General features: G+C 75.7%; 1 protein-coding gene. It reads right to left on the reverse strand.

From position 1 onward, the window contains the following. Positions 1-13 precede the first annotated feature (13 nt). The coding region (locus tag IE274_RS38240; RefSeq protein ID WP_190120563.1) for a type I polyketide synthase at positions 14-9,262 on the reverse strand (9,249 nt) is incomplete at its 5' end.

Consider the following 9,262-nt stretch of genomic DNA (forward strand, 5'->3'; position numbering starts at 1 on the left):
CGGTCCGACCGGTTCACGAGGTCTCAAGTTCGTTGTCGAGGTAGCCGAAGAGTTCGTCGTCGGTGGCCGCGTCGAAGCCGGCCTCCGCGTCGTCCTCCGCGTCATCGGCCCGGGCGTCGCTCCAGTTGGCGAGCAGGGCGCGCAGCCGCAGGTCCACCTTGGTGGCGGTGCCGTCGTCGGTGAGCGCGAGCAGCGCGCTCTCCAGTTGGTCGAGCTGGTCGAGGACGCCGGTCCCCGGGTCGGGCTCGTCGCTCGGGAGCAGCGTGAGCAGGTACCGGGTGATCGCGGCGGCCGACGGGTGGTCGAAGACGAAGGTCGAGGCGAGCCGCAGGCCGGTGGCCGCGGTGAGCCGGTTGCGCAGTTCCACCGAGGTCAAAGAGTCGAACCCGAGGTCGCCGAGCGCACGGCCGGGGTCGACCTCGGTATCGGCCGCGTAGCCGAGCACCGCCCCCACCTGTGTGCAGACCAGGTCGAGGACCGTCTGCTCGCGTTCCTCGGCAGGCCGGCCCGCGAGGGTGTCGGCGAACGTCGTGGCCGCGACGGGGGCCACCGCCGTGGCGCGGCGGGCGGGGGCGCGGACCAGGCCCCGCAGCAGCGGGGGCAGGGTGCCGTCGGCCGCCTGACCGCGCAGTGCGGCGGTGTCGAGGAGGACCGGCACGAGGACCGCGCGGTCGTCGCGCGTCGCGGCGTCGAACAGCGCGAGCGCGTCGTCGGTGGGCAGTTCGAGGACGCCGGAGCGGCCGAGCCGCGCCCGGTCGCCCTCGTCGAGCCCCGCCGTCATGCCGCTCGCGGCGGCCCACAGGCCCCACGCCACGGACACGCCGGGCAGGCCGAGCGCGTGGCGGCGCCGCACGAGCGCGTCGAGCGCCGCGTTGGCGGCCGCGTAGCTGCCCTGGCCCGCGCTGCCGAGGACTCCGGCCGCCGAGGAGAACACGACGAACGCGGACAGGTCGGCGTCCCTGGTCAGCTCGTCCAGGTGCAGCAGGCCGTCGACCTTCGGGCCGAAGACGCGGTCGACGCGGTCGGGCGTCAGCGACTCCAGTACGCCGTCGTCGACGACGCCCGCGGTGTGCACGACCGCGCCGAGCGGCCGGTCCAGCGAGGCGAAGAGCGCCACGACCGAGTCCCGGTCGGCCACGTCGCAGGCCGCCACGGACACCTCGGCGCCCAGCGCGGCCAGTTCGTCGCGCAGTTCCTCGGCGCCCTCGGTCGCCAGGCCCTTGCGGCCCGCGAGGACGAGGTTACGGACGCCTCGTTCGGCGACGAGGTGCCGGGCCACGATCGCGCCGAGCGTGCCGAGGCCGCCGGTCACCAGGACCGGGCGGTCCGGGTCGATCGGTGCGGGCACGGTCAGCACGGCCTTGCCGGTGAACCGGGCCGCGCCGACGTGCCGGAACGCCTCGGGTGCGCGGCGGACGTCCCAGGCGCGCACCGGCAGGGAGTTCAGCACGCCCGCCTCGCAGAGCGCGAGGACGTCGGCGAGCATCTCCTGGCAGCGGTCGGGGCCCGGCTGCGGCTGGTCGAACGCGGCGTACTTGACGCCGGGCGGCAGGGCGTCGGGCTCGTGTCCTTCGGCCTTGCCCGGCTCGATGAACCGTCCGCCGTCGGGCAGCAGTTCCAGGGAGGCGTCGGTGAACTCCCGTGCTTCCGGGGCGGTTTCCGCGTACCCCCGCGCTTGGGGGGAGGCCGCCGCGAACTCCCGCACCAGCGGGTTCAGCACCACGTGCACGCCGCGCCCGCCGGTCTCCACGGCGAACTTCGCCGCGAAGTCCGTGTCGTCCGACGACGCCAGGTGCGCATCGGGCACACCCGCCGCCCGTACGACGTCCCACTCCTCGGGACGCGCGGTCGCGAACACCTCCGCGCCCCAGTGCCGGGCGAGTTGCACGGCCGCCAGGCCGACGTCGCCCGCCGCCCCGTGGACGAGGACGGACTCGCCGCGGCGCAGGTCCGCCAGGTCGCGCAGGGCGTAGTACGCGGTGAGGAAGGCCAGCGGCACCGATGCGGCGTCCGCGAAGGACCAGCCCGCGGGCACCGGGGCGAGGAGCCTGTGGTCGGTGACCGCGAGCGGTCCGAAGCCCTTGGTGACCAGGCCGAGCACGTGGTCGCCCTCGGTCAGGCCGGGCACCGCCGAGCCGACCTCGGTGACCACGCCCGCGACCTCGCTGCCCGGTTCGGCGGCGTCGGGGTGGGCGTCGAGGGCGATCAGCGCGTCGCGGAGGTTCAGTCCTGCCGCGCGGACGGCGACGCGTACCTCGCCGGGTGCGAGGGGCGCGGTGGCGTCCGGGTGCGGCACCAGGGCGAGGCCATCCAGGGAGCCGCGCGGCTGGACGTCGAGGCGCCACGGGCCGTCGGCGGGCGGGGTGAGCAGCCTGTCGGCGGTGGTGCGGGCGAGCCTGGGCACGGTCACCCGGCCCGCCCGTACGGCCAGTTGGGGCTCGTCGGAGGCCAGCGCGGCGGGCACGGCGAGGGCGGACTCGGCGGCGGCGTCGAGGTCGACGAGCACGAACCGGCCGGGGTTCTCGGTCTGTGCCGACCGGACCAGGCCCCACACAGCGGCCTGCGCCGGGTCGGGCACGTCGGTGTCGACGGCGCCGCGGGTCACGAACACCAGGCGCGTGTTCGTAGTCCGCTCGTCGGCGAGCCAGGCCTGGGCCAGTGCGAGCGCCCAGGTCACCGTGTCCCGCGCCGCCTTCCCGTCCGCGTCGGACGCTCGGGGGCAGCGGGCGAGCAGGTCGGTCACGCCGTCGAGGGCGGCGAAGTCGGAGACGGTGGGGGCGTCGAGGCCGAAGTCGGCCGCGTCCAGGCCGAGGCCGTCCGCGCCGAGGCCGTCCGCGCCAAGGCCGTCCGCGCCGAGCACCGCGAGCCCGACCGGCCGCTGCCCGGTCGCGGCAAGCGGCGCCCACTCCACTTCGAGCAGTGCGTCGGACGTCGGGGAGGCGGTCCCGCGGAGGTCCGCCGGTCGCATCACCAGTGACTCGACGGTCGCCACCGGCCGCCCGGCCGGGTCCGCGACGGACAGCGACATCTCGTTCTGCCCCTGCCCCGTGGGCGACCAGCGCACCCGCAGCGCCGAGGCGCCGACGGCGTGCAGCCGCACTCCCCTGAAGCTGAACGGCAGCCGGGGGCCCGCGCCGACCTCGTCGAGGGCGCGCAGCACGGGCGCGTGCAGCGCGGCGTCGAGCAGGGCGGGGTGGACGCTGAAGCCGTCGCCGACGGTCCCGTCCGGCAGGGCCACCTCGACGTACACGTCACGGTCGAGGCTCCAGGCCGCGCGCAGCGCGCGGAACACGGGCCCGTAGCCGTAGCCGAGTTCGTCGAGGCGGTCGTAGATGCCGTCGACGTCCATCGGTGTCGCGCCCCGCGGCGGCCACGCCGCGAGGTCGGTCTCCTGCACGTCGCCCGTGGTGAGCAGGCCGGTGGCGTGCTCGGTCCACGGCGCGTCCCGGTCGGCGTCGTCCGCCCGTGAGTGCACCCGGATGCTCCGCGTGCCGTCGTTCTCCGCGCCCACCGTGACGCGCAGGGCGAGGCCGCCGCGCTCGGGCAGGGCCATCGGGGCCTGCAGGGTCAGTTCGTCGACGGTGTCGAGGCCGCAGTGGCTCGCGGCGTGCAGGGCGAGGTCGAGGAAGCCGGTGCCGGGGAACAGCACCCGGCCGCCGACGCCGTGGTCGGCGAGCCACGGATGGGTCCGGGTGGAGAGCCTGCCGGTGAAGACGACGCCGTCGGAGTCGGGCAGCGCGACCGCGGCGCGCAGCAGCGGGTGGTCGCCCGCGGCGACGCCGAGGGCCGCTGTCGCCCCGTCGCCCGCGGGGGCGACGGCGGCGGTCAGCCAGTAGCGGTCGTGCTGGAAGGCGTACGTGGGCAGGTCGACCCGGCGGCCCGGGCCGGCAAGGGCGACCGCGGCGTCCAGCTTCGCGCCGCGGACGTACAGGTGCGCGGCGGCGAGGGTGAGCGCGTCCGGTTCGGGCCGGTCGGAGCGCAGCGTCGGCACGAACACCGTGTCGGGGGCGCTGTCCTGGCCCATCGCGGCGAGCACGGTGCCGGGCCCGACCTCCACCATCGTCGTCACGCCCTGCGCGACGAGTGCCGTGACGCCGTCGGCGAACCGCACCGGCTGGCGCACGTGCCGCACCCAGTGGTCCGGCGCGGCCAGTTCCTCGGCGCTGACCGGCGCGCCGGTCAGCGTGGACACGATGGGCAGGGTCGGCGGATGGGCGGTGGCGCCTGCCACGACACGGCGGAACGCGGCCAGCATCGGCTCCATGAGCGGCGAGTGGAACGCGTGGCTGACGCGCAGCCTGGTCACCTTGCGGCCCTGTGCCTTGAGGCGGTCGGCGAGGTCGAGCACCTCGGGTTCGCTGCCGGACAGGACCAGGGAGTTCGGGCCGTTGATGGCGGCGATGCCGACGTGCTCGGAGAGCTCCGGCGCGATCTCGTCCTCGGCGGCCTGCACGGCGACCATGACGCCACCGGCGGGCAGTTCCTGCATGAGTGCGCCGCGGGCGGCGACGATCGCGCAGGCGTCGGCCAGCGAGAAGACCCCGGCGACGTGTGCGGCGGTGAGTTCGCCGATGGAGTGGCCCGCGAGCGCGTCGGGCTTGAGACCCCAGGACTCCCACAGCCGGTAGAGGGCGACCTCGACGGCGAACAGCGCGGGCTGGGCGTACTCGGTGCGGTCCAGCAGGGCCTGGTCGTCGCCGAAGACGACGTCGCGCAGCGGCACGGCGAGGTGCGGGTCGAGGTGGGCGAACGCCTCGTCGAGGGCGTCGGCGAACACGGGGTGCGCCGCGTACAGGCCGCGGCCCATGCCGATGCGCTGGGAGCCCTGGCCGGAGAACAGCACGGCGAGCCCGCCGCCGTCGGGGGTGCCGCGCACCACGGCCGGGTCGTCGCCGCCGACGATCAGCGCGTCGAGTCCGACGCGCAGTTCGGAGGTGTCGGTGCCGAGGACGACGGCGCGGTGGTCGAGCGCGGCGCGCCCGGTGGCGAGCGTCGTGGCGACGTCCAGCGGGGACAGGCCGGGCCGCTCGTCGACGGTGGCGGCCAGGCGGGCGGCCTGGTCGCGCAGCGCGGCGGTGTCGCGGGCGGACAGCGCCCACGTCAGCGTCCGGCCGTCGGGCTCGGCGGCCGGGTCCGCGGGGACGGACTCGGCCTGGACGTCGGCCTGTTCGAGGATGACGTGGCCGTTGGTACCGCTGACGCCGAACGCGGACACGGCGGCCCGCCGGGGCCGGTCGGCCTCGGGCCACGGCCGGTCGTCGGCGAGGAGTTCCACGGCGCCGGTCGTCCAGTCCACGTGCTGGGACGGGCGGTCCAGGTGCAGGGTGCGCGGCAGTACGCCGTGGCGCAGTGCCTGCACCATCTTGATGACGCCCGCGATGCCCGAGGCCGCCTGCGTGTGGCCGATGTTCGACTTCAGCGCGCCGAGCAGCAGCGGCTGGTCGGCGGGGCGTTCCTGGCCGTAGGTGGCAAGGAGTGCCTGGGCCTCGATGGGGTCGCCGAGCTTTGTGCCGGTGCCGTGGCCCTCGACGGCGTCCACGTCCGCGGCGGACAGGCCCGCGTTGGCGAGCGCCGCGCGGATGACCTGCTGCTGTGCGGGCCCGTTGGGCGCGGAGAGGCCGTTGGAGGCGCCGTCCTGGTTGATGGCGGAGCCGCGGACGACGGCGAGCACTTCGTGGCCGTTGGCCTGGGCGTCGGAGAGGCGTTCCAGCAGGATCAGGCCCGCGCCCTCGCCCCAGCCGACGCCGTCGGCGGCGTCGGCGAAGGGCTTGCACCGGCCGTCGGGGGCCAGGCCGCCCTGCAGGCTGAACTCGGCGAAGGGCAGCGGCGTCACCATGATCGCGGTGCCGCCCGCCAGGGCCATCGAGCACTCCCCCGACCGCAGTGCCTGCACGGCGAGGTGCAGGGCGACCAGCGAGGACGAGCAGGCGGTGTCGACGGTGACGGCGGGGCCGCGCAGGCCCAGCGAGTAGGCGACGCGGCCGGACACGACGCTCAGGGCGTCGCCGGTCAGGCGGTAGCCGTCCATCTCGGGCGTCGCCTGCTCCATGGTGCCCGAGTAGCTCTGCGGCGAGGCGCCGACGAACACGCCGGTGAGGCTGTCGCGCACGGAGGACGGGTCGATGCCCGCCCGTTCGAAGGCCTCCCAGGCCAGTTCGAGCACCTGCCGCTGCTGCGGGTCCATCGCGAGGGCCTCACGCGGGGCGATGCCGAAGAAGCCCGCGTCGAAGCCGCCCGCGTCGTCGAGGAAGGCGCCCTCCAGGGTGCGGCTGCGGCCCAGGGCCGCCGCGTCGGCCGGGTACAGCCGGTCGGTGTCCCAGCCCCGGTCGTCGGGGAACGCACCGATGGCGTCGTGTCCGGCCATGACGAGCGACCACAGGTCCTCGGGGCCGCGGACGCCGCCGGGGTAGCGGCAGCTCATCGCCACCACGGCGATCGGTTCGTCGGCGGCCCGGGTCGTGGTGGCCAGGGTCGGCGTGGCGGTCTGCTGTTCGCCGAGCACGACGGTGTGCAGTTCGGCGGCGAGGGCCGTGGGGGTCGGGTGGTCGAACACGACGGTCGCGGGCAGTCGTACGCCGGTCGCGGTGTTGAGGCGCTTGCGGAGTTCGATGGCGGTCAGGGAGTCGAAGCCCAGCTCGCGGAACGCGCGGTCGGGCGTGACGGTGTCGGGTCCTTCGTGGCCGAGCACCGCGGCGGCGTGGCCGCGGACCAGGTCGAGCAGGAGCCGGCGCCGGTCGGCGTCGGTGAGCCCGGCGAGGCGGTCGGCGAGCGCGCCACCGGCGGCGGGCTGGTCCACCGCGTCCTGTGCGGCGAGCGCGACGACGTCGGGTATCTCGCTGATCAGGGGGCGGGAGCGGGCGGCCGTGAAGCCGGGGGCGAAGCGGGCCCAGTCGAAGTCCGCGACGGTGAGGGTGGTCTCGCCCGCCGCGAGGGCGGTGGCGAGCGCGCCGACCGCGAGCTCCGGCCGCATGGGGCGCAGGCCCCGGCGGCGCAGCTGGTCGTCCAGGTCGCCGGTGACCATGCCGCCGCCCGCCCACATGCCCCAGGAGACCGAGGTGGCGGGCAGTCCGTCGGCGTGGCGGCGCTGCGCGAGGCCGTCGAGGAAGGCGTTGGCGGCGCCGTACGCCCCCAGCTCGCCGCTGCCCCACACCGCGGAGCCGGAGGAGAACAGCACGAACGCGTCCAACTCGCGTCCGGCGCACAGCTCGTCGAGGTGGACCGCGCCGACGGCCTTCGCGCCGACGGCGTAGGCGAGGTCCGAGGTGGCGGTGTCGGCGAGGAGCAGGGACGGGACGGTGCCCGCCGCGTGGAAGACGGAGCGGACGGGGGTGCCGTCGGCGTCGAGCCGGGCGAACAGGTCGGCGAGCGCGGTGCGGTCGGCGGCGTCGCAGGCGGCGACGGTGGTCCGGGCGCCGAGCGCGGTCAGTTCGGCGACCAGTTCCTGGGCGCCGGGGGCGTCCGGGCCGCTGCGGCTGGTCAGCACGATGTGTTCGGCGCCGCTGGCCGCCAGCCAGCGGGCGACGTGCCCGCCGATGGCGCCGGTGCCGCCGGTGATCAGCGCGGTGCCGCTGGTACGCCAGGCGGGTGCCGCCGCCGGTGCGGGGGCCGGGACGAGCCGGCGCACCGTCACGCCGGAGGCACGGATGGCCAGTTGGTCCTCGTCCGTCTGCCCGGCGAGGACGGCGGCGAGCCGGGTGCCGGTCCTGGCGTCGGGGGTCACGGGGAGGTCGACGAGGCCGCCCCAGCGCTCCGGGTGCTCCAGGCCGACGGTGAGGCCGAGGCCCCACACCTGGCTCTGCGCCGGGTGGGTCAGCGGGTCGGAGCGTCCGACGGACACCGCGCCCGTCGTGGCCAGCCACAGCGGCGCGCCGATCCCGGCGTCGCCGAGCGCCCGCACCAGTGCCAGCGTGCCGGAGAGGCCGCAGGGGACGGTCGGCGCCCCGGGGTCGGGCTGTTCGTCGAGGGCCAGCAGGGACAGCACGCCACTGGGTACGACGTCCAGGGCGCTCAGCGACTCGGCCGATCCTTCGACGTGCAGGACGTCGGCGCCGTGGGCACGCAGCGCGTCGGCGGCCGCCGTCTGCCACGGGTGCTCCGCCTCGGCCGGCGGACCGACCAGGAGCCAGGTGCCGGTCAGGGTGGGGGTGGTGGCGGTGCCGAGCGGACGCCAGGTGATCCGGTGGCGCCACGAGTCGACGGCGGTCCGCTCCTGGCTGCGGCGCCGCCAGTCGGCGAGGCTGGGCAGGACGTCGGTCAGGGGCGCGTCGGCGGGCACGTCGAGCGTGGTGGCGAGGTCGCCGCGCTCCACCGCGGCCCAGAACTCCGCGAACGCGGGGTCGTCGCCGCCCGCCGCGGGGCGGGATGTCTCGTCGAGCCAGAACCGCCTGCGCTGGAACGGGTACGTCGGCAGGTCCACGTGCCGCCCGGCGGGCACGACGGCATGCCAGTCGAAGGACAGGCCCTCCACGTACGCCTCGGCGGCGGAGAGCAGGAACCGGTCGAGGTCGCCGTCGGTGCGGCGCAGGGTGCCGACGACGATGGCGTCGCCTCCGGTCGCGTCCACGGTCTCGCGCACGCCGATGGTGAGCACGGGGTGGGGGCTGCATTCGACGAAGGCGCCGATGCCGTGGTCGAGGAGACCGCGCGTGGCCTCCTCGAAACGCACGGTGTGCCGCAGATTCTGATACCAGTAATCGGCACCCACCTCGGTACCGGTCAGCCACTCCCCCGTGACGGTCGACAGCATCGGCACACTCGCTACCCGGGGCTCCACCCCGGCCAGCACACTCGCCAACTCGCCCTCGATGCGCTCGACATGCGGCGAGTGCGACGCGTAGTCGACGGGGATCCGGCGGGCCCGCCGGCCATCAGCGGCACACGCCTCCACCAACTCGTCCAGCGCGTCCGCGTCACCCGCCACCACCACCGAACCAGGCCCGTTGACCGCGGCAACCGAGACCCGCTCGCCCCACGGCGCGATCCACTCACGAGCGTCGTCGACCGTCGCCGCGAGCGACACCATGCCGCCCTGACCCGACAGCGCGAGGATGGCCTTGCTCCGCTGCGCCACGATCTTGGCAGCGTCCGCAAGCGACAGCGCACCCGCGACATACGCCGCAGCGATCTCACCCTGACTGTGCCCCACCACCGCATCCGGCTCGACACCGTACGAGCGCCACAACGCCGCAAGCGACACCATCACGGAGAACAGCGCGGGCTGCACCACATCGACCCGCTCCAGCTCGGCCGCGTCAGCCAGCAC

This window comes from Streptomyces flavofungini (assembly GCF_014650815.1).
Taxonomy (GTDB): Bacteria; Actinomycetota; Actinomycetes; order Streptomycetales; family Streptomycetaceae; genus Streptomyces; species Streptomyces flavofungini.